Annotated in this window: 18 protein-coding genes; 12 read left to right on the plus strand and 6 right to left on the minus strand. The window is 72.9% G+C overall.

The genetic code is table 11. The annotated features are described in order from the left end of the window. Positions 1–139: 139 nt before the first annotated feature. On the minus strand, positions 140–547 hold the full coding sequence (locus tag IG99_RS11340; protein WP_037672484.1) for a CoA-binding protein: 408 nt from the start codon (positions 545–547) through the stop codon (positions 140–142). Between the two features lie 183 nt (positions 548–730). On the opposite strand from IG99_RS11340, the gene IG99_RS11345 reads away from it, so the two are divergent. The 5 genes from IG99_RS11345 (at position 731) to IG99_RS11365 (ending at position 4,196) form a co-directional block, all read left to right on the plus strand. After that, positions 731–1,486, plus strand: a complete 756-nt coding sequence (locus IG99_RS11345; protein WP_037672487.1) for a cysteinyl-tRNA synthetase — start codon at positions 731–733, stop codon at positions 1,484–1,486. Then, complete coding sequence (locus IG99_RS11350) at positions 1,483–2,028, plus strand: SixA phosphatase family protein (protein WP_037672489.1); 546 nt, start codon at positions 1,483–1,485, stop codon at positions 2,026–2,028. The genes IG99_RS11345 and IG99_RS11350 overlap by 4 nt, the downstream gene beginning before the upstream one ends. A 22-nt stretch (positions 2,029–2,050) precedes the next feature. Then, entirely contained in the window at positions 2,051–2,677 is a 627-nt protein-coding gene (locus tag IG99_RS11355; RefSeq protein ID WP_037672490.1) for a YigZ family protein, read from the plus strand. Positions 2,678–2,763: 86 nt separating this feature from the next. Further along, positions 2,764–3,435: a hypothetical protein gene (locus IG99_RS11360; RefSeq protein WP_051865204.1), complete on the plus strand. Its 672-nt coding sequence runs from the start codon at positions 2,764–2,766 to the stop codon at positions 3,433–3,435. A gap of 38 nt (positions 3,436–3,473) precedes the next feature. Further along, the gene (locus IG99_RS11365; RefSeq protein WP_037672492.1) at positions 3,474–4,196 is read left to right on the plus strand and encodes a YcnI family protein; all 723 of its coding nucleotides are present in this window, start codon (positions 3,474–3,476) and stop codon (positions 4,194–4,196) included. Between the two features lie 94 nt (positions 4,197–4,290). On the opposite strand, the gene IG99_RS11370 is transcribed toward IG99_RS11365, so the two are convergent. After that, a complete protein-coding gene (locus IG99_RS11370; protein ID WP_037672494.1) occupies positions 4,291–5,949 on the minus strand; it encodes a purine-cytosine permease family protein in 1,659 nt (552 codons plus the stop codon). 366 nt (positions 5,950–6,315) lie between these two features. On the opposite strand from IG99_RS11370, the gene IG99_RS11375 reads away from it, so the two are divergent. Together IG99_RS11375 and IG99_RS11380 are read left to right on the plus strand one after the other, a co-directional pair. Beyond that, the gene (locus tag IG99_RS11375) at positions 6,316–7,479 is read left to right on the plus strand and encodes an exonuclease SbcCD subunit D (RefSeq protein WP_037672496.1); all 1,164 of its coding nucleotides are present in this window, start codon (positions 6,316–6,318) and stop codon (positions 7,477–7,479) included. Further along, entirely contained in the window at positions 7,476–10,466 is a 2,991-nt protein-coding gene (locus IG99_RS11380) for an AAA family ATPase (protein ID WP_037672498.1), read from the plus strand. The genes IG99_RS11375 and IG99_RS11380 overlap by 4 nt, the downstream gene beginning before the upstream one ends. Here the strand turns inward: IG99_RS11380 and IG99_RS11385 are convergent. Next, complete coding sequence (locus IG99_RS11385; RefSeq protein ID WP_037672500.1) at positions 10,460–10,906, minus strand: Lrp/AsnC family transcriptional regulator; 447 nt, start codon at positions 10,904–10,906, stop codon at positions 10,460–10,462. The two genes, IG99_RS11380 and IG99_RS11385, sit on opposite strands and share 7 nt — an antisense overlap. Before the next feature lie 182 nt (positions 10,907–11,088). Between IG99_RS11385 and IG99_RS11390 the strand changes: the two genes are divergently transcribed. Next, entirely contained in the window at positions 11,089–11,565 is a 477-nt protein-coding gene (locus IG99_RS11390) for a rhodanese-like domain-containing protein (RefSeq protein ID WP_037672503.1), read from the plus strand. A gap of 28 nt (positions 11,566–11,593) precedes the next feature. On the opposite strand, the gene IG99_RS11395 is transcribed toward IG99_RS11390, so the two are convergent. Next, a complete protein-coding gene (locus tag IG99_RS11395) occupies positions 11,594–12,232 on the minus strand; it encodes a TetR/AcrR family transcriptional regulator (protein WP_037672506.1) in 639 nt (212 codons plus the stop codon). Between the two features lie 105 nt (positions 12,233–12,337). On the opposite strand from IG99_RS11395, the gene IG99_RS11400 reads away from it, so the two are divergent. From IG99_RS11400 to IG99_RS11410, 3 genes are all read left to right on the plus strand, one after another. After that, on the plus strand, positions 12,338–12,721 hold the full coding sequence (locus IG99_RS11400) for a VOC family protein (RefSeq protein ID WP_037672509.1): 384 nt from the start codon (positions 12,338–12,340) through the stop codon (positions 12,719–12,721). Positions 12,722–12,780: 59 nt separating this feature from the next. Further along, positions 12,781–13,296, plus strand: a complete 516-nt coding sequence (locus tag IG99_RS11405) for an immunity 21 family protein (RefSeq protein ID WP_037672511.1) — start codon at positions 12,781–12,783, stop codon at positions 13,294–13,296. Positions 13,297–13,366: 70 nt separating this feature from the next. Then, positions 13,367–14,209: an SDR family oxidoreductase gene (locus tag IG99_RS11410; protein WP_037672513.1), complete on the plus strand. Its 843-nt coding sequence runs from the start codon at positions 13,367–13,369 to the stop codon at positions 14,207–14,209. Positions 14,210–14,221: 12 nt separating this feature from the next. On the opposite strand, the gene IG99_RS11415 is transcribed toward IG99_RS11410, so the two are convergent. Both IG99_RS11415 and IG99_RS11420 read right to left on the minus strand, forming a co-directional pair. Beyond that, positions 14,222–15,910: a DUF885 domain-containing protein gene (locus IG99_RS11415; protein WP_037672515.1), complete on the minus strand. Its 1,689-nt coding sequence runs from the start codon at positions 15,908–15,910 to the stop codon at positions 14,222–14,224. 32 nt (positions 15,911–15,942) lie between these two features. After that, positions 15,943–16,437, minus strand: coding sequence for an Lrp/AsnC family transcriptional regulator (locus IG99_RS11420; protein ID WP_037672517.1), 495 nt, complete (start codon positions 16,435–16,437; stop codon positions 15,943–15,945). Between the two features lie 61 nt (positions 16,438–16,498). On the opposite strand from IG99_RS11420, the gene IG99_RS11425 reads away from it, so the two are divergent. After that, entirely contained in the window at positions 16,499–17,677 is a 1,179-nt protein-coding gene (locus tag IG99_RS11425) for a trans-sulfuration enzyme family protein (protein WP_051865207.1), read from the plus strand. Positions 17,678–17,780 lie beyond the last annotated feature (103 nt).

Below are 17,780 nucleotides of genomic sequence, written 5' to 3' on the forward strand. Positions count from 1 at the left end.
CGCCGTGTTTCAGAGGCCTCAGGCTAGGAATCGCCGACCCTTGTACTGAAGGGCACGGAAGGAGTTTTGACCCGCACGCGGGCGTTTCCTGGGCAACCTTTCAGAATTTCCAGGGGTGTTCGGAATTCTCAGCTCGATATCAGTGCAGGCGGGGGATTTCGATCGCCGGGCAGCGGTCCATGACCATGTCGAGGCCGGCCGCCCGGGTCCGGTCGTACGCGGCCCCGTCGATCACGCCCAGCTGGAACCAGACCGCCTTGGCACCCTTCGCCACCGCCTCGTCGGCGACGGCTCCGGCGAGGTCGCTGTTGACGAAGACGTCCACGACGTCCACCTCGAAGGGGATGTCCGCGAGGGAGGCGTAGCCCCGCTCGCCGTGCACTGTCTCCGCCTTGGGGTGCACGGGCACGATCCGCTTGCCGAAGCGCTGCAGCACCTCGGCGACGCCGTGGGCCGCGCGTCCTCGGTTCGACGACAGCCCCACGATCGCCCAGGTGTCGCCGAGCCCCGTGAGGATCTTGCGGACCGTCGCTTCGTCGCCGTACATCCTTGGGCCTCCTGTGACCTCGGGAAAGGGTGTCGTGTCGGACAACAGTGCCGGGCGCGGGGAGATTCCGGGGTGCGCGGCGCCCCCGAGGCGCCGGACGGCGGTCCCCGCGCGCCGCGCCGTCGTGTCCGGGATCCGTGCCGCATACCTGCGCTTCGCCGCCAGGGCGCCTACGCTCGGCTCGTGCTCCGCATCATCGACGCCCGAACCGGTGAGCCCCTCGACGCCGCCCCGGTCCGCCGCGGCCTGACCCGGGTCGAGGCGCACGCGACGCGCTACGACACGGGGACGCTGCGCGTGCTGCTCGTCGCCGACCTGCTCGTCCGCGCCCTGGAACTCGGCGGTACGCCCGTTCGGGCGCTCCTCACCGGCGAAGGGGACCGGACGCGGGTCCGGGCGGGTGCGGCGGCACTGGGCGTCCGACCCTTCGAGGAGGGCCGGGACACCGGCCTGCGGGAGGCGCAGACCCTCCACGTGGTCGGCGAGGGCGACGCGACCCCCGACGGCGTGCGGATCACCGTCGCGCCCGTCGAGCCGACCGATCTCGTACCGGCGTCCGGCGCCGACCCGGGCGCCCCCGAGCACGGGCGGGGCACCGACCCGGCGGTCCTGCGCATGGCCCTGCTCTCGCGGCCACGGAGTGCCCCCGTGCGGCTGGACGACCCGGCGCTGGAGGAGGCTCGGGCCACGCTCGTACGGTGGCGCCGCGCCGTCGCCGAGTGGGCGCGGCAGCCCTCGCGGCCGGTGCCGGAGGACGTGCGCGGACAACTGCGTACAGCCTGGGAGGACGACCTGGACGTACCCGGCGTGCTCGGAGTCCTGCGCCGGGTGGAGGAGGCCGGCCCGGAGCTGCCCGACGGCGCCCGGTTCGAGACGTACGCGTACGCCGACCGGCTCCTCGGTCTCGAACTCACCCGCGACCTGGGAGCCTGGGCATGACACCGCGCACAGGAGCGGGACCGCTGCGCCGCCTGGCCGTGCTGCGGCACGCCAAGTCCGCGTGGCCGGAGGGCGTACCCGACCGTCAACGCCCCCTGGCCCCGCGCGGCCGCCGGGACGCTCCGGCCGCCGGGCGCGCGCTCGCCGAGGTCGACTGCCTGCCGGACCTCGCCCTGTGCTCGACGGCGAGACGCGCGCGTGAGACCTGGGAACTCGCCTCCGCCCAGTGGGGCACCCCGCCCCCGGTCCGTTACGACCCTCGCCTGTACGCGGCCGAAATGCCCGAGCTGCTGGGGGTCGTCCAGGAGACGCCGGCCGAAGTCGCCACCCTGCTGCTGGTCGGGCACAACCCCGGCCTGGAGGAACTGGTCCTCGCCCTGGCCGGGGACGGCCTGGACGACCTGCTGGACGACGTCCGGCTGAAGTTCCCGACCTCGGCGATCGCGCTCCTCTCCTGGCGCGGCACCACTTGGCGCGACCTCGCCCCCGGCACGGCCCTGCTGACCTGGACGGCCGTGCCCAGGGGAGGGAAGGGCGGCTGATCCGGCCCACTACGCTGGCCGGATGCAGGACGAGTACCGCACCGTCGCCCGCGCGGGTGCGCACGAGACCGAGGTCAACCGCTCCCGCTTCCTGTGCGCGGTGGCCCCGGCGGCCACCGAACAGGAGGCCCAGGACTTCATCGCGGCCGTCCGCAAGGAGCACTCCGACGCCTCCCACAACTGCTGGGCGTACGTCATCGGGGCCGACGCGGCCGTCCAGAGGGCGAGCGACGACGGCGAACCCGGCGGCACCGCCGGCGTCCCCATGCTCCAGATGCTGCTGCGCCGCGACATGAGGTACGTCGTCGCTGTCGTCACCCGCTACTTCGGCGGGGTCAAGCTCGGCGCGGGCGGCCTCATCCGTGCCTACGGCGGCGCGGTCGGCGAGGCCCTGGACGAGCTGGGCACGATCACCCGGCGCCGGTTCCGGCTCGCCACGGTGACGGTCGACCACCAGCGTGCGGGCAAACTCGAGAACGACCTCCGCACGACCGGCCGCGAGGTGCGCGACGTGCGCTACGGCGAGGCGGTCACCCTGGAGATCGGGCTCCCGGACGCCGACGTGGACGCCTTCCGCGCCTGGCTCGCGGACGCGACGGCGGGGACGGCGGGGTTCGAGCTCGGCGGGGAGGCGTACGGGGACGCCTGACGGATTGCCGCGCTCGTACCGCCGGGCGGAGCCAGATCGGGAGGCTGGCTGAACGCGCCGGGTGTCGCATGGCAGGATCGGGCGCCATGAAGCCGTCCCGGGCGTCCCAGGCGTCCCCTGCGGTACGGAGCGTGCGCGCGGCGGTGTTCGCCGCGCTGTGCGTGCTGCTGGCCGCCGGCGGACATCTGGTGGCGACGGGTGTCGCGCCGCCCGTGTGGGTCCAGGCCGCCGGGTCCGTGCCCCTGTTCGTCGTCGGCTGGCTGCTGGGCGGACGGGAGCGGTCGCTCACCGGCATCGGCGGCGCCACGCTCGCCGCCCAGGGCGGGCTGCATCTCGCGTTCGGCGCCGCTCGGACGCATGCCATGACAGAGATGCAGGGCATGACACGGATGCAGGGCATGACACGGATGCAGGGCATGCGCATGGCCCCGTCCCACGCGCTGACGCACGGCATGCGGATGGTTCACCCTCATGCCCTGATGCCCCACGCCACCGCCGCGCACATCACCGCGGCGCTCGTCATGACCTGGTGGCTGCGGCGGGGCGAGGCCGCGCTGTGGTCGCTGCTGCGTTGGGCCGTCGCGTTCGTGCCGGGCCTGGTCGCCTGGTGGCGGGTGCGGGGAGGGCCAGGGGCGGTTCACGGCGTCCACCGTTTCGTGGGTCGGACCGCGGACGGGGCGAGGGCGGTGCGGCAGGCGTTGCTGCGGCACGCGGTCCACCGGCGCGGCCCGCCGGTGTCGGTCACGTACGCGAACTGACCCTGCACGCCCTTTCCCAGTACGGAGACCGACCACCCATGTCCCCGATCCACACCGTCCTCCGCCGCGCGGGCGCCGTCACCGCGCTCGCCGCCGCGGGCGTCCTCACAACCGCGGGCGTGGCCGCCGCGCACGTCACCGTCCATCCGGAGAGCTACGCCAAGGGCGCCACGGACGGCACCCTGACCTTCCGCGTCCCCGACGAGGAGGACGGCGCCGCCACCACCAAGGTCCAGGTCTTCCTGCCCACCGACCACCCCGTCCTCGGCGTGCTCGTCTCGCCGCGGGACGGCTGGACCGCCAAGGTGACCGACACGAAGCTCAAGACGCCGGTCAAGACCGACGACGGCACCATCACCGACGCCGTCTCCGAGATCACGTGGACCGGTGGCAGGATCGCCCCGGGCCAGTACGAGGACTTCGACGTCGCCTTCGGGCAGCTGCCCGACGACACCGGCCGACTCACCTTCAAGGCGCTCCAGACGTACTCCGACGGCAAGGTGGTCCGCTGGATCGAGGCGCCCGAACAGGGCGGGGACGAGCCGGAGAACCCGGCGCCGGTCGTGAGGCTAACGGCGAAGGGCACCGACGGGGGCGACACCGGGACCGGCACTCCCCGCCCGAGTCAGAACCCCGGGCAGGTCGCATCGGCGAGCGACTCGACCGCTCGTGGCCTCGGGGCGGCTGGGCTGGTCGTGGGTGTACTGGGCCTGGTGTCGGCCGGGTTCGCGATCGCCCGCGGTCGGCGTGGACCACGCTGAAGGTGAGGTGAGGTGAGGTGAGGTGAGGGGGCGGCGGCGGCGATCTCGTGCCGCTGCCCCTCACCGACCACGGACCCGGAAGGCCAACTCGCTGTCAGATTCCCGCCGGTTCCACCGGCAGCACATGGTCGCCGACTTTGTCCGTACTCAGGCACAGAGAGCAGACGACGGCGTCGTGGGTGGCGCAGGCGGTCAGGTCCGGGCGCTCGTAGGGCTGCCGGCAGACGTGGCAGTCCAGGGTGAGCGCGCTCGGGTTGCCGTCCGCGTCCAGGAGGGGCTCGTCGATGCCGTCGTCGGTGCGGCGCAGGTAGTACCTGCCCTTGGTGACGACCGCCATGAGCGGCGTGAGGACGAACGCGATGACGGCGGCGGCGACGGGGGAGTACGGCTGGAGGGTGTCGCCGAGCGCGTGGAAGTACATGGCGATCGACAGCCCGGAGGCGGCGACGAACGCCACGACACCGACCGGGTTGACGGCGTACAGCATGCCGCGGCGGAACTCCGGCTGGAGCGGGGAGAGCTTCAACAGGTACTTGTTGACGCCGATGTCGGTGGCGACGGTGACGACCCAGGCGATGGCGCAGTTCGAGTAGAAGCCGAGGATGTCGTTGAGGAAGCTGAACATGTCGGCTTCCATCAGGGCCAGGGCGAACGCCAGGTTGACCAGGACGAAGACCATGCGGCCGGGGTAGTGCTTGGTGACGCGGGTGAAGGAGTTCGTCCACGCCAGCGATCCGGAGTACGCGTTCGTCACGTTGATCTTGATCTGGCTGATGACGACCAGGGCGACGGCCAGCGGGACGACCATCCAGGACGGCATCATCGCGTCGAACGCGCCGCGGAACTGCTGGATCGGCTCGGGCGCCGCGTCCGCGCCGACCTCGGCCAGGATGTAGACGGCGAGGAAGACGCCGATGGCCTGCTTGAGCGCGCCGAGCACGACCCATCCGGGCCCGGCCATGACGACCGCGGTCCACCAGGTGCGCTTGTTCGCCTCGGTCTTGGGCGGCATGAAGCGCAAGTAGTCGATCTGCTCACCGATCTGCGCGATGAGCGAGAGGCACACGCCCGCGCCGAGGAGGACGGAGGCGGTGTTGACGCCGCCTTCGCCGTCGGTGCCGGCGTAGGCGAGGAAGCGGTCGACCGTGCCCGGGTCGGTGGCGACCAGGTACACCAGCGGGCCGACCATCAGCAGCAGCCAGACGGGCGTCGTCCACACCTGGAGCTTGCTGAGCGCCTTCATGCCGTAGATCACCAGCGGGATCACCATCAGCGTGGAGACCAGGTAGCCCAGCCAGAGCGGCAGTCCTAGGCCCAGTTTGAGGCCCTGGGCCATGATCGAGCCCTCGAGGGCGAAGAAGATGAAGGTGAAGCTGGCGAAGATGACGCTGGTGAGGACGGAGCCGTAGTAGCCGAACCCGGAGCCGCGGGTGATCAGGTCGAGGTCGATGTTGTAGCGGGCGCCGTAGTAGGCGAGGGGGAAGCCGGTGACGAAGATGACGACCGCGGCGACGGCGATCGCGACGAGCGCGTTGCCGGTGCCGTGGGCCAGGCCGATGCCCGCGCCGATGGAGAAGTCGGCCATATAGGCGATGCCGCCGAGCGCCGTGGTGGCCACGACCATCGGGGTCCAGCGGCGGTAACTGCGGGGTGCGAAGCGGAGGGTGTAGTCCTCCAGGGTCTCCTTCACCGCCTGGTCCGTGGCGGCCTTCGTGCTTCCTGGCGTTGTCAGCGGTGACTCGGTGGTACTCATGACGCGCCTCCCGGTGGGGCTGGGTGCGGGGGTTGGGGGAGTGGAGAACCCGCTCGGCGTCGTCGCCGGAGCGGGACAGTCGACGGACCGTCATGAGTCGTGTGCGGGCTTGTATACGGCTCCGATCCCAGGGGCACGCTAGAAACCGCTTGTTACCGCCGGTTTCTCTTGTCGTGAACACGATGTTTCAGGGGTCCCGGTCCTCCGTCGTCCGACGCCGGGCGGCGATGGCAGACTGAGGTCCGTGAGGATCAGCGCTCGGCAGGGGTTAGCGTGGTCGGTGCCGATGGTTGGTGAGGGCCGGGCGCGGATCGGGGCCCGGGCCAGGGGTGGAGCAAGGGGAGACATGCGGGTCGGAGTGGCGTCTTGAGGATCCTGCACACGTCCGACTGGCACCTCGGCCGTGCCTTCCACCGGGTGAACATGCTCGGTGCCCAGGCGGACTTCATCGCGCAGCTCGTCGCGACCGTGCGGGAGCGCGAGGTCGACGCGGTGGTCGTGTCGGGGGATGTGTACGACCGTGCGGTGCCTCCGCTCGCCGCAGTCGAACTCTTCGACGACGCCCTGCACCGGCTCGCAGGCCTCGGCGTGCCCACGGTGATGATCTCCGGGAACCACGACTCGGCCCGGCGGCTCGGAGTGGGCGCCGGGCTCATCGGCCGCGCGGGCATCCACCTGCGGACCCAGCCGTCGGCCGCCGGGACACCGGTGGTGCTCGCGGACGCCTTCGGCGACGTGGCGTTCTACGGGCTGCCCTACCTTGAACCCGCCCTGGTGAAGGAGGAGTTCGGGGTGGAGAAGGCCGGTCATGAGGCCGTGCTCGCCGCCGCCATGGACCGGGTCCGCGCCGACCTCGCCACCCGCGCGCCCCACACCCGCTCCGTCGTCCTCGCCCACGCCTTCGTCATCGGCGGCGAGGCCAGCGACAGCGAACGGGACATCACCGTGGGCGGGGTGGCCGCCGTGCCCGCAGGCGTCTTCGACGGCGCCGACTACGCGGCCCTGGGCCACCTGCACGGCTGCCAGACCATCACCGAGCGCGTGCGCTACTCCGGCTCCCCGCTGCCGTACTCCTTCTCCGAGGCCGACCACCGCAAGACCATGTGGCTCGTCGACCTGGACGCCGACGGGGCGGTCACCGCCGAGCGGATCGACTGTCCCGTGCCGCGCGCACTGGTCCGGCTGCGCGGCACGCTGGAGGACCTGCTCGCCGACCCGGAGCTGGCGCGGCACGAGGAGGCGTGGGTCGAGGCCACCCTCACCGACGCCGTCCGCCCCGCCGACCCCATGGCCCGGCTCACCGAACGCTTCCCGCACACCCTCAGCCTCGTCTTCGCCCCGGAACGGGCGCCGGACGACCCGGACCTGTCGTACGCCCGCCGCCTCGCCGGCCGCAGCGACCAGCAGATCGCCGAGGACTTCGTCAGCCATGTGCGCGGCGCCGGCCCCGACGACCGCGAACAGGAAGTGCTGAGGGACGCCTTCGACGCCGTCCGCGCGGACGACGCGGTGCGGGAGGTGGCACGGTGAGGTTGCACCGGCTGGACATCACCGCGTTCGGGCCCTTCGGCGGCTCCCAGAGCGTCGACTTCGACGAGCTCTCCGCCGCCGGGCTCTTCCTGCTGCACGGACCGACGGGCGCCGGGAAGACCTCAATCCTGGACGCCGTGTGCTACGCCCTGTACGGCTCCGTGCCGGGCGCCCGGCAGAGCGGCCAGGGCCTGACCCTGCGCAGCGACCACGCCGCGGCCGGCACCCGCACCGAAGTGACGCTCGAACTCACCGTCGCGGGACGACGGCTGGAGGTCACCCGGCAGCCGCCCTGGGAGCGGCCGAAGAAGCGCGGCTCGGGCACCACCCTCGACAAGGCGCAGAGCTGGCTGCGCGAGTACGACGCCACGGCCCGCGCCTGGAAGGACCTCAGCCGCTCCCACCAGGAGATCGGCGAGGAGATCACCCAGCTCCTCGGGATGAGCCGCGAGCAGTTCTGCCAGGTCGTGCTGCTACCCCAGGGCGACTTCGCCCGCTTCCTGCGCGCCGACGCCGAGGCCCGCGGCCGGCTCCTCGGCCGGCTCTTCGACACCCAGCGCTTCGCCGAGGTCGAGAAACGCCTGGCGGAGCGCCGGCGCGCAACCGAGGCACGGGTGCGTGAGGGGGACGCCGAGCTGCTCGCCGACGCCCACCGCATGCAGCAGGCCGCGGGCGACGCCATGGAACTGCCGGACCTGGCACCGGGGGAGCCGGGCCTCGCGGAGGCGGTCCTCGCCGCGGCCGCCGTCGCCCGCAGCACCGCGCGGGAACAGCTCACCATCGCCCACCGCGGTCGCGCCGCCGCCGAGGCCGCCCAGGCCACCGCCGAGCGCGCCCTGGACGATGTACGCGAAGTGGCCCGGTTGCAGCGGCGGTTCACCGAGGCTCGGGAACGGGCGCAGCGGCTGGAGGATCGGGCCGACGCCCACCGGGAGGCCCAGGCACGCATGGAGCGGGCCCGCAAGGCGGAGGCGGTCGCACCGGCGCTGGAACTGCGCGAGGCGGCCGAGAACGAGCACCGCGCGGCGGCCCGGACCGAGGCACAGGCGCGTGCCCTGCTCACGGGGAGCGACGCGGACGCCGGTGCGGGCGGACTCGCCGCCGCCGCACGCCGGGCCGCCGAGGAACTGGGCTCCCTGGAGTCGGCCCGCCGCGCCGAACAGCGTCTGACCGGGCTCGTCGCCGAGCGCGCCGACCTGGACCGCCAGGAGCGCGCCGACGAGGAGGTGCTGGCGGAGACCGAGGGCTGGCTCGCCGGGTGGGAGACGACCCGTGCGGCACTCCAGACCCGTATCGAGTCCGCCCAGGAGGCCGCGGCTCGGGCCGAGCAGCTCGCCGTCCAGCGCGAGCCCGCCCAGAAGCGGCTGCGCGCGGCCCGGCTGCGCGACCGGCTCGCCGGGGACACCGAGGACGCCCAGCGGCAGGTCGTCGCCTCCGAGGGGCGCGCGCTCCAAGCCAAGAGGCACTGGCTCGACCTCAAGGAGCAGCGTCTCGACGGCATCGCCGCGGAACTCGCCGCCCACCTCACGGACGGCGAACCCTGCGCGGTCTGCGGCGCCACCGAACACCCCGCCCCCGCGCGCAAGGACGCCGGGCACGTCGACCGCGAGGCCGAGGAACAGGCCCTGGCCGCCTGCCGGCGCGAGGAGGAACGGCACGCCGAGGACGAGCGGCGCCTCGGCGTCGTACGCGAGGCGCTCGCCGCCGCCACCGCCGAGGCCGGCGACACCCCGGCCGCCCGGCTCGCCGAGGACGCCGACGAGCTGGAACGGCTCCATGCGCAGGCCCGCCGGGACGCCTCCGCACTGCACGCCGCGCTCGAGGAACTGCGCAGGGCCGAGCAGGAGCACGAGCGGCGGACCGCCGACCGGCAGCAGGCCGCGCTCGCCACCGCGACCAGGTCCGCCCGCAGGGACACCCTGGAACGGGAACGCGCCACCCTGGAGGCCGAGTTGGCGCAGGCCCGCGGCGCCCAGGACAGCGTGGCCGCGCGGGCCGCGGAGCTGGAACGGCACGTCTCCCGGCTCACCGACGCGGCCGATGCCGCGCGGGCCGCCGAGGAGAGCGCCGAGCGGCTCAAGGCCGCCGACGGACGGCTCGCCGAGGCCGCCTTCCGTGCCGGCTTCGACACCCCACGGGACGCGGCCGCGGCGCTCCTCGACGACGCGGCCCACCGCGAGCTGCAACGGCGCCTGGACGTGTGGCAGACCGAGGAGACGGCCGTCCGCGCCGTCCTCGCCGAGGCAGACACCGCGGCCGCCGCCGAGCAGCCGCCCGCCGACCTCGCCGCGGCGGAGCGGGCCGCCGCCGACGCGGCCGGACGCCTGCGGGCGGCCGCCTCCGCATGGGACGCGGCCGCCCGCCGCTGCACCGAACTCGACCGGCTCTCCGCGCGCGCGGAGACGGGCGTACGACGCCTCGGACCCCTGCGTGAGGAGTACGACCGGGTGGCCCGTATGGCCTCCCTCACGGCGGGCACCTCCGCCGACAACGAGCGGAAGATGCGCCTGGAGTCGTACGTCCTCGCCGCCCGTCTGGAGCAGGTGGCCGCCGCCGCGACCGTACGCCTGCAGCGCATGTCGTCAGGCCGCTACACCCTCGTCCACTCCGCCGACCGGGCCGGACGCGGCCGCAGCGGCCTCGGGCTGCACGTCGTCGACGCCTGGACCGGCCGTGAGCGCGACACGGCCACGCTGTCGGGCGGTGAGACGTTCTTCGCCTCGCTCGCCCTGGCCCTCGGTCTGGCCGACGTGGTCACCGACGAGGCCGGCGGCGTCCGCCTGGACACGCTCTTCATCGACGAGGGCTTCGGCAGCCTCGACGACCAGACTCTCGACGAGGTCCTCGACGTCCTCGACTCCCTGCGCGAACGCGACCGCAGCGTGGGCATCGTCAGCCATGTGGGCGACCTGCGGCGGCGCATCCACGCCCAGCTGGAGGTCGTGAAGGGCCGGTCGGGATCGGTGGTGCAGCAGCGCGGTCACTGACCCAGCGGGCGACGGTGGAGTGGGGAGGAGTAGACGACGCTGGTGGTGACCGAGCCCAGCGTGCCGATCTTGCCCGACACCTCCTCCAGGTGGCGCATCGAGCGGGCGGTGACCTTGATGACGAAGCAGTCGTCGCCCGTCACGTGGTGCGCCTCCAGGATCTCGGGCGTGACGGCGACCAGGTCGTGGAACGGCTTGTAGTTGCCGTTCGGGTACCTCAGCCGCACGAACGCCAGGATCGGCAGGCCGAGCCGCTCGGGGTCGACGACCGCCGCGTACCCCTGGATGACACCCGCCTCCTCCAGCCGCCGCACCCGCTCGGTCACGGCGCTCGGGGACATCGAGACGGCCCGGGCCAGCTCGGCGAAGCTGGCCCGGCCCTCCCGCTGGAGGACATCGAGGATGCGCCAGTCGGTGGCGTCCGGGGAAAACGCGGTCATGAGACGGGGATAGCAGGGGAATCCCCGGCGAAGCAAGACCTGGGCCGTGGAACGCTCCTTCTGGGAGCGGTGCTCCGACCGTAGATTTCTGGTCATCGGAAACCAGCCCGGAAACCAGCCCGGAACGCAGCCCCGGGACAGCCCGGAAAGCAGCCCGGGCAATCAGCCCAGAGAGGCCCACGATGACCCCCACGACCGCCGGCCCCGTCCTGCGCACCGCCCCCGCCGCCCCCGCCGAGGCGGCCGCCTACTTCCGCGCGAGCCTCGCCTTCCACGCGGACGTCTCCGACGTCGCCGCCGCGCTCGCCACCGACGGCGACCCCGGATTCGTCGTCCTCGACTCCCGCTCCACCGCGTCCTGGGACCAGGGCCACATCCCCGGCGCGGTCCACCTGCCCACCGCGCTCATCCCCGAGCAGGCCGGACAGCTCCTGGACAAGAGCGTGCCCGTGGTGACGTACTGCTGGGGCCCCGGCTGCAACGGCGCCACCCGCGCAGCGCTCGCCCTCGCCGAACTCGGCTACCAGGTCAAGGAGATGCTGGGCGGGTTCGAGTACTGGGTGCGTGAGGGCTTCGAGTTCGAGACCTGGCAGGGCCGCGAGCGGCGTGCGGCCGATCCGCTGACGGCGCCCGTGGACGCGGCGGACTGCGGCTGCTGAATCCGGGCTCCTTCGTTGCACCGAGGGCTCAAGGGGCGATGGCGTAGTCGCCGAGGGCCGGTTCCAGCAGGGCGAACACCTGGGTGGCTTCGCGGGTGATCACGGCGGCGATGTGGGTGTTGTCGTGGCCGGCGAGGGTCAGGTCCTGGATGCGTCGGAACAGCAGTCGGTGGGCGGCGCCGAGTTGGGCGGCGACGGCGCGGGGGGTGATGTCGTCGTCGGCGGCGCCGGTGGCCTCCGTGAGCGTCTCGGCCAGCGCGTGCTCTCGCTGGTCGTGTAGGTCGCGCAGCCGGGCGGTGAGGGTGGGGCTCTCGGCGATCATCCGGGAGAAGTCCGGGCCGCTGAAGCCTGCCACGGGATTGTGCTCCTCGACCGCGGCGAGGAATCCGCCGCGCAGCGCACTCAGCGCGGACTCTCCCGTCGCGCGGCCCGCCACGGCCTCGGCCAGGCCGGCGACGAACTCCTCCTGGTGGTCGAGGGCCAGATCCTCCTTGCGCTGGAAGTAGTTGGTGACCGTCTTCTTCGCGACCCGGGCGGCGGCGGCGATCTCCGCGATGGTCGTCTGCTCGAAGCCCTGGTCGAGGAAGAGCCGGGTCGCATGGTCCGAGATCAGCTGCCGTGTCTCGCGCTTCTTGGACTCTCGGAGTCCCGTCGTGTCGATAGCCATGATGGCAATCTTACGCTCGTAGTAAAAATATGTTGACCGCCATGGTGCGCTGCGTGTAATTTTACGTCCGTCATAAGTTTTCCTTCGTTCTCTGGAGAGGGCACCTTGCAGATCACCGCCTCAACCGTCTCGCTCACCGTCGACGACGTGGCCGCGTCCCACGCGTTCTTCACCACCCACCTCGGCTACACCGAGGTGGCCGCCGCCGACGGATTCGCCTCGCTGAGCCGCGAGGATGCCGCTGCGGACATCGTTCTGCTGCGCCGGGGCACCGACGTCCTGCCGGCCGAGCAGCGCAACCAGCGTGCGTCGGGGCTCATCCTGGCGTTCACCGTCACCGGTCTCGCGGACGAGGAAGAGCGACTGCACAAGCAGGGTGTGGCCATCACCATGCCCCTGCGCGAGGAGCCTTGGGGCGAGCGGCTCTTCCAGGTCACCGACCCCAACGGTGTCGTCGTCCAGTTCGTCGAGTGGGCGCAACCCGCCTGACCCGGCCCGGTTCCGCCCGGTTGCCGGGTGCGCCCGCCTCGCCTGTAGGTTTTTGCGCCATGGTGAGATACGCGGAACCGGGCGCGGCGGAATGGGTGGAGTCGGGCGGCGGCCCGCTCATCGCGGTACCCGAGGCGGTGCTGCCGTTCTGGACGGGTGCCGACGGGGAGGAGACGGCCTCGGACTACGACCGGGCCTGCGAGGTGGACGGCTTCATCGGGCTGTTGCCCGTCGGGGACAGCGCGGCTCTGGTGTTCGGCGACGAACCGGCCTCCACCACGTACCTTCCGGACCACGGCACCTTCGTACGGTGGTCCGCCGCCGACTCCGAGGAGGAACTCCTCGCCGAGGTGCAGACGGCACTCGAAACGGCCCTGTGGGAGCCGGAGGTCCGCTGGACCGTCCCCGGCCCGGTGCTCCTGTTCGACGCGGCCTGGCCCGGCAACGACTCCGCCGGTACCGACCATGTCAGGATCGCGCTGACGCCCGGTCACTACGCCGTCCGCGCGGCCAACGTGCAGCCGGGGCCGGAGACTTGGCTGGGTCTGGTGCAGGTGAGGAAGCTGGCGGACTGAGTCGTGGCGAGGACGGGCGCCGTGAAAACCAAGTGCGTCGCCCGCACCCGCCTCCCCATCATGGACGACCATGTCCCACCTTCCGCACCCCACGCCCGAAGACCTCCGCCGTGACCCCCTGCCATTGCGCGGCCGGACCGCTCTGGTCACCGGCGCGAGCAGACGGGCCGGAATCGGACACGCGGTGGCACGGCGGCTCGTCGCCTACGGGGCGAGCGTGTACCTGCACCACCACGTGCCGCACGACGCCGAGATGCCCTGGGGCGCCGACCGGCCCGAGGAGGTGACCGCCTCCGTCCGTGCTGCCCAGGGCGCCCCCGACGCGCTGGTCGTCGCGGGCCCTGGTGACCTGTCCGACCCGGCGGCGCCCGCCGAGCTGGTGGCCACCGCGTCCGCGGCCCTCGGCGGACGGCTCGACATCCTGGTCGCCAACCACGCCCGCAGCGGCTCCGACGGCACCCTCGACGAGATCGACGCGGCGATGCTCGACGCCCACTGGGCGGTCGACACCCGCTCGGTGGTGCTGCTCGTGCAGGCGTACGCCAGGGCGCGCGCCGCATCGCCCGGGCCGGGCGGGCGCGTGGTGATGATGACGTCCGGGCAGGACAAGGCGGGCGGCATGCCCGGCGAGATCGCGTACGCCCTGCAGAAGGGGGCCCTCGCCTCGATCACTCGCTCCCTTTCCACCACGCTCGCCGAGCACGCCATCACGGTGAACACGGTCAACCCCGGCCCCGTGGACACGGGTTACCTGACCGGCGAGGTCCACGCGGCCGTCGCGGCCCGCTTCCCCGCAGGCCGTTGGGGCAGGCCCGACGACCCGGCCCGCCTCATCGCCTGGCTGGCGACGGACGAGGCGGGCTGGGTCACGGGGCAGGTGATCGACTCGGAGGGCGGGTTCCGGCGCGGATGAGGGAACGACCGGTCAGAGAGCCGCCAGCTCGTCCACCAGGTCGTCCAGGCCCAGCGACCCCTGGGAGAGGGCCGCCATGTGCCAGGCCTTCAGGTCGAACGCGTCGCCGTGCCGCTCGCGCGCCTTCTCCCGGCCCAGCAGCCAGGCCCGCTCGCCGAGCTTGTAGCCGATCGCCTGGCCCGGGATCGTGAGGTAGCGGGTCAGCTCGCTCTCGACGAAGTCCGCCGGACGGCTGCTGTGCGCCCCGAAGAACTCCTGGGCCAGCTCGGGGGTCCAGCGCTCGCCCGGGTGGAACGGGGAGTCGGCCGGGATCTCCAGCTCCAGGTGCATGCCGATGTCGACGATCACCCGCACCGCCCGCATCATCTGCGCGTCCAGGTAACCGAGCCGCTGCTCCGCGTCGGTGAGGAAGCCGAGCTCGTCCATCAGCCGCTCCGCGTACAGCGCCCAGCCCTCGGCGTTCGCGCTGACGATGCCGACGGTGGCCTGGTAGCGGGAGAGGTCCTCCGCCACGTGCACCCACTGGGCGAGCTGGAGGTGGTGGCCGGGGACACCCTCGTGGTACCAGGTCGAGACGAGGTCGTAGACCGGGAAGCGGGTCTCGCCCATCGTCGGCAGCCAGGTGCGGCCGGGCCGGGCGAAGTCCACCGACGGGGGCGTGTAGTACGGGGCCGCCGCGCCGCCCGGCGGGGCGATGCGCGCCTCCACCTTGCGGACCCGCTCGGCGAGGTCGAAGTGGGTGCCGTCGAGGGACTCGATCGCCTGGTCCATCAGACCCTGCAGCCACGTCCGGACCTCGTCCACGCCCTCGATGTGCCGACCGTGCTCGTCGAGGTGCGCGAGCGCGGCCCACGGCGTGGCGGCACCGGGCAGGATCTTCTCGGCCTCCTCCTTCATCGCGGCGAGCAGGCGGTGGTACTCCGCCCAGCCGTACGTGTACGCCTCGTCCAGGTCGAGGTCCGTGCCGTTGAAGTAGCGCGCCCAGCGGGCGTAGCGCTCCCGCCCCACCGTGTTCGGCGCGCCCTCGATCGTCGGTACGTAGACGTCACGCATCCAGTCGCGCAGCTCCCCGACGGCGGCGGTCGCCGTACGGGCGGCCTCGTCCAGCTCCGTGCGCAGCGACTCGGGACCGACGGACACGAAGTCCTCGAACCAGCCGCGCCCCGCCCCCGTGTCCGCCCACTCGGCGAGCTGCTCGACGAACGTGGCGGTCGGGCGGGGCGCCGCGTACAGCTTGCGCTCCAGGCCGACGGTCAGGGACGCGCGGTAGCCCGCCAGCGCGGCCGGCACCGCGCGCAGCCGCTCGGTGATCGCCGCCCAGTCCTCGTCCGTCTCCGCGGGCGTCACCGTGAAAACCTCGCGGACGTGGTGCGCGGGGGTCGCCATGTTGCCGACCGCGCGCAGGCCCTCCTCGGCCTCGTGCACCGCGAGTTCCGCGGTCAGCCGCTCACGCAACAGGCGGGCGCAGCGCCGCTCGATGTCACTGTCGGCGCCGGGCCGGCGCTCCGCCTCGTCGAGCCGCGCGAGGGTGGTCCGCGCCAACTGGGCGAGCGCGTCCTGACCGGCCGGCGAGAGGTCGGGGAGACGGCTCGAACTCTCCCGTACGCCGAGGTAGGTACCGGTGACCGGATCGAGGGCGATGAGCTCGTCGACGTAGGCGTCGGCGACCTCGCGGGGCAGCGGGATGTTCGTCTCAGACATGCGGACCATCCTGGTACGGGGCCCGCGGCACGTCACCCGGATTGCGCCGACGGCGTAGCGGGTGGCAGCAGCGGCCCGCACTCCCACTGCTGGAAGATCAACCGGGTCTCCACGCGGGCCACTTCGCGCCGGGCGGTGAACTCGTCCAGGACCAGTCGCTGCAGGTCCGCCATGTCCGCGACCGCCACATGGACCAGGTAGTCGTCGGGACCCGTGAGGTGGAAGACGGTCCGTGCCTCCGGCAGCGCCCGGATCCGTTCCACGAACGGTCCCACCAGTTCCCGCCGGTGCGGCCTGACCTGCACGGACAGCAGCGCCTCCAACCCCCTCCCCAATTTGGCCGGATCGACCCGCAGCCGGTGCCCGAGGATCACGCCGGCCCGGCGCAGCCGGGTCACGCGGTCCAGGCAGGTCGAGGGCGCCACCCCGATCTGGGCGGCGAGGTCACGGTAGGTCGTCCGGGCGTCGTTCTGCAGCAGCCGCAGCAGCTGGAGATCCACCGGATCCAGTACGACGGATTCGGTCACCGGCCGAACGTAACACGGCTGTGCCCCGATCCGACCCGGTCGGTGTTCACCCTTTCCGACCATGGACTCAGCGACCACGCACGCGTACGACGACGTACGCCGCACCGCGGCGAGAGCACCCCGCGCACTGGCCACCGAGGCCGTGCACGCCGGGCGGGACGACCTGGCCGGGCAGGGCCTGCACGCCCCGCCGATCGACCTGTCCACCACCTACCCCTCCTACGACAGCCGCGGCGAGGCCGCCCGCATCGACGCCTTCGCCACCACCGGCGCCGAACCCGACGGCCCGCCGGTCTACGCCCGCCTGGGCAACCCGACCGTCGCCCGCTTCGAGGCGGCCCTGGCCCGCTTGGAGGGCACCGGGAGCGCGGTCGCGTTCGCCAGCGGGATGGCCGCGCTGACCGCCGTACTTCTGGTACGGGCCTCGATGGGCCTGCGCCACGTGGTGGCGGTACGCCCGCTGTACGGATGCAGCGACCACCTGCTGACCGCCGGGCTGCTCGGCTCGGAGGTCACGTGGACCGACCCTGCCGGGATCGCGGACGCGCTGCGGCCGGACACCGGCCTGGTGATGGTCGAGTCCCCGGCCAACCCCACCCTCGCCGAACTCGACCTGCGGGCGGTCGCCCACGCCTGCGGCAGCGTGCCGCTGCTCGCCGACAACACCTTCGCCACGCCCGTGCTCCAGCGTCCCGCCGAGCAGGGCGCGCGGCTGGTGCTGCACAGCGCCACCAAGTACCTGGGCGGGCACGGGGACGTGATGGCCGGGGTGGTGGCCTGCGACGAGGAGTTCGCCGGGCGGCTGCGGCAGGTGCGGTTCGCCACCGGCGGGGTGCTGCACCCGCTGGCCGGCTACCTGCTGCTGCGGGGCCTGTCGACGCTGCCGGTCCGGGTGCGGGCCGCCTCCGCGAACGCCGCGGAACTCGCCCGCCGCCTGGCCGCCGACCCCCGGGTCACCCGAGTCCACTACCCGCGTATCGGCGGCGCGATGATCGCCTTCGAGGTGGCCGGCGACCCGCACGAGGTCATCGCGAGCGTCCGCCTGATCACGCCCGCCGTAAGCCTCGGCAGCGTCGACACCCTCATCCAGCACCCCGCCTCGATCAGCCACCGCATCGTCGACGCGGCGGACCGCCGGGGCGCTGGGGTGAGCGACCGCCTGCTGCGCCTGTCGGTGGGCCTGGAGGACGTCGATGACCTGTGGGCCGATCTGGACGGCGCGTTGGCGGCGCCCCGATAGGGGCGCGGGGCTGTGACATCTGCGGCTCCGCCGCGTGGGCGCGAAGAGCCACGACGTACCCGCAGTCGCCAGTCGCCCTCAGCTCCCACGGCGCTCCGGTCGC

The organism is Streptomyces griseus subsp. griseus (assembly GCF_000720255.1).
Lineage (GTDB): Bacteria > Actinomycetota > Actinomycetes > Streptomycetales > Streptomycetaceae > Streptomyces > Streptomyces griseus_I.

Excerpts from the sequence above, each read along its gene's own strand:
- IG99_RS11340 (WP_037672484.1), bottom strand. The coding sequence starts at position 547 with ATGTACGGCGACGAAGCGACGGTCCGCAAGATCCTCACGGGGCTCGGC.
- IG99_RS11350 (WP_037672489.1), top strand. The coding sequence starts at position 1,483 with ATGACACCGCGCACAGGAGCGGGACCGCTGCGCCGCCTGGCCGTGCTG.
- IG99_RS11355 (WP_037672490.1), top strand. The coding sequence starts at position 2,051 with ATGCAGGACGAGTACCGCACCGTCGCCCGCGCGGGTGCGCACGAGACC.
- IG99_RS11360 (WP_051865204.1), top strand. The coding sequence starts at position 2,764 with ATGAAGCCGTCCCGGGCGTCCCAGGCGTCCCCTGCGGTACGGAGCGTG.
- IG99_RS11365 (WP_037672492.1), top strand. The coding sequence starts at position 3,474 with ATGTCCCCGATCCACACCGTCCTCCGCCGCGCGGGCGCCGTCACCGCG.
- IG99_RS11370 (WP_037672494.1), bottom strand. The coding sequence starts at position 5,949 with ATGAGTACCACCGAGTCACCGCTGACAACGCCAGGAAGCACGAAGGCC.
- IG99_RS11385 (WP_037672500.1), bottom strand. The coding sequence starts at position 10,906 with ATGACCGCGTTTTCCCCGGACGCCACCGACTGGCGCATCCTCGATGTC.
- IG99_RS11390 (WP_037672503.1), top strand. The coding sequence starts at position 11,089 with ATGACCCCCACGACCGCCGGCCCCGTCCTGCGCACCGCCCCCGCCGCC.
- IG99_RS11395 (WP_037672506.1), bottom strand. The coding sequence starts at position 12,232 with ATGGCTATCGACACGACGGGACTCCGAGAGTCCAAGAAGCGCGAGACA.
- IG99_RS11405 (WP_037672511.1), top strand. The coding sequence starts at position 12,781 with ATGGTGAGATACGCGGAACCGGGCGCGGCGGAATGGGTGGAGTCGGGC.
- IG99_RS11410 (WP_037672513.1), top strand. The coding sequence starts at position 13,367 with ATGTCCCACCTTCCGCACCCCACGCCCGAAGACCTCCGCCGTGACCCC.
- IG99_RS11415 (WP_037672515.1), bottom strand. The coding sequence starts at position 15,910 with ATGTCTGAGACGAACATCCCGCTGCCCCGCGAGGTCGCCGACGCCTAC.
- IG99_RS11425 (WP_051865207.1), top strand. The coding sequence starts at position 16,499 with ATGGACTCAGCGACCACGCACGCGTACGACGACGTACGCCGCACCGCG.